This is a genomic window from Herbaspirillum sp. B65 (assembly GCF_000333555.1).
Taxonomy (GTDB): Bacteria; Pseudomonadota; Gammaproteobacteria; order Burkholderiales; family Burkholderiaceae_D; genus Herbaspirillum; species Herbaspirillum rubrisubalbicans.
On sequence record NZ_BADI01000163.1, the window covers coordinates 1 to 1,589 of the forward strand.

At 61.5% G+C, this 1,589-nt stretch carries 2 protein-coding genes; both read right to left on the reverse strand.

The window, feature by feature from the left end; genetic code table 11:
• Nucleotides 1–133: 133 nt before the first annotated feature.
• The gene (locus tag I5W_RS04155) at nt 134–958 is read right to left on the reverse strand and encodes a TorF family putative porin (RefSeq protein ID WP_017454346.1); all 825 of its coding nucleotides are present in this window, start codon (nt 956–958) and stop codon (nt 134–136) included.
• 206 nt (nt 959–1,164) lie between these two features.
• Nucleotides 1,165–1,578, reverse strand: coding sequence for a DUF2147 domain-containing protein (locus I5W_RS04160; RefSeq protein WP_044528286.1), 414 nt, complete (start codon nt 1,576–1,578; stop codon nt 1,165–1,167).
• Between the last annotated feature and the right edge of the window lie 11 nt (nt 1,579–1,589).

Here is a 1,589-nt window from a genome sequence, read left to right on the forward strand (position 1 = left end):
GAAAGACCAGCCCAGCACCTCTCCATAGACCGAGACCAGGGCGCATTGCAGCCCGGATGTGCCCAGATCCACCGCCAACACCAGCGGGGCGTGTTTTTCGTCGGCGGGGCTGGCGAAGCTATAGGTCATCGGTCTAGAACTTTCTGCTCACGGCCACAATGACGGCTGATTTCTGGGTTTCGCGCACGTTCTCTCCATCCTGGACCAGGTACAGCTCGCGGTTGCGCACGCGGGTAAACACCCAGTTGGCACTCCAGTCGAAGCCCCAGCGCTTGTGGTTGATGCCGATGCCGTAGTCGCTGAAGTTGGCCTCGGAAAAGTTGGCTACGTTCTGATAGCCCGCATGTAAGCTCAGGTTGGTGATGGGGTTCAGGGCGATCTTGTAGTTCAGGTCATAGAGCATGGTGCCCCGCGAATTGTGTTCGCCCCGCGCATAGCACTGGTTGACCTTGGAGCCGGGATCGGTGAGCGCGGCGACCTGGTCGGGGGCGAACTGCAGCAAGCCGCCGCAGACCGTGCCGGTGTCGGCGCCCCGGTAGGTGGGCGACAGTACACGCATGATGCGACCTTCGAGCGCACCATAGCCGATCTCCAGCACGGCAAAGCGGCTGTTGAAGCTGGTTGCGCGGGTATCTGCGGTGCCCGTCGGCGAGCTCAGATCGATCTGGTGCGGTGCGTTCACTTGCGCGCCGGGGAAGATTTCGGCCGCTGCACCCACGCCGAAATGCCATGCATCGGGATCGCCGAAGCGATATCCCCCAGCCAGGGTCAGGTCCAGCCCATCGCCAGCGGGGAAGGATTTCTTGCTCACCGTGACCAGTTCGGCCAAGGCCACCAGACCACTGGCATGGGCATAGTTCAGACTCAGCTTCACCGCCGGTTGCATCAGCGAATCCGATATGCCGCGGGTGCGCTGGTCGCTCAGGAATTTGACCTCGGTATCGAGTTGTTGACTCACTGTGGTCCGATCGGCCGCGCTGTCGGCCGGGGTTCCTGCTAAGCAGGTACTTGTGATTGCGACTGCCAAGACTCCCTGTACTGATGATGCGATCACTCTTTTGCAATGCATGGCAAAACTCCTCTCATCGTTTTTTTTGGGGGGGGCGACCAGCTACTTGTAGGCATCTCTGTCGGCCATGCTCTGGCCGGCCGGAGTCGATCTCCTTATCCGGGTTTGCACACCGGGCTCGGCGGGATGCGCTCGACGCGGGTGAAGCTCTCGGTCTCGCCCAGCATTTCCACGCCCACGAAGGCGCGGATGTTGAGCATTCCGTCCTTCACGCGCAGGGTGGCCTTGTAGTTCTTCTTGCTGCGCGGGTCGTAAGCCCAACCGTCGCGCCAGGCGCCATGTTCGAAGTGATCCAGTTGGGCGATACGCACATTGCAGGTGTCGGTGGGCTGTCCTGCGTCCTTGTCCCAGACGATCTGGGCGCATAGGGCGCCGGTCTTGTCAGGGCAATCATCGACCTTGATGACTGCATCACCGGATCCGGTAGCCCACAGTCCTTTGGCATCCGCGGGTTCGTCTGCATGGGCCAGCACGCCGCTCGTACAGCTCAGGGCTGCCAGCAGAAGCATCAGGTGCGGCG